At 65.6% G+C, this 593-nt stretch carries 1 protein-coding gene; it reads left to right on the top strand.

Annotated elements, in window-relative coordinates; all coding sequences use genetic code 11:
• On the top strand, positions 1 to 593 hold a 593-nt coding region (locus ACLQ2W_RS33845; RefSeq protein WP_425791966.1), incomplete at both ends, for a non-reducing end alpha-L-arabinofuranosidase family hydrolase.

Raw genomic sequence — 593 nt, 5'->3', positions numbered from 1 at the left:
CCGCCGGGCGGCACCTGCTCGCTGCCGTCGAGCTACCGGTGGTCCTCGACCGGCGCGCTGGCGCAGCCGAAGTCCGGCTGGGCGTCGCTGAAGGACTTCACCGTCGCCCCCTATCAGGGCAAGCACCTGGTGTACGCGACCACGCACGACTTCGGCTCGTCGTGGGGCTCGATGAACTTCAGCCCGTTCACCAACTGGTCGGAGATGGCCTCGGCCAGCCAGAACGGCATGTCCCAGGGCACCGTCGCGCCGACGCTGTTCTACTTCGCCCCGCGCAACATCTGGGTGCTGACCTACCAGTGGGGCGGCACGGCGTTCTCGTACAAGACCTCCACCAACCCGACCAACCCGAACGGGTGGTCGTCGGCGCAGCCGCTGTTCACCGGCAGCATCTCCGGCTCCGGCACCGGCCCGATCGACCAGACCATCATCGGCGACGACCAGAACATGTACCTCTTCTTCGCCGGTGACAACGGCAAGATCTACCGGGCGAGCATGCCGATCGGGAACTTCCCCGGCAACTTCGGCTCGAACTACACGACGATCATGAGCGACAGCACGAACAACCTGTTCGAGGCCGTCCAGGTCTACAA

Source organism: Micromonospora sp. DT227 (assembly GCF_049841835.1).
In the GTDB taxonomy this organism is placed as follows: Bacteria; Actinomycetota; Actinomycetes; order Mycobacteriales; family Micromonosporaceae; genus Micromonospora.
This window is presented reverse-complemented; position numbering and strand designations above follow the sequence as displayed.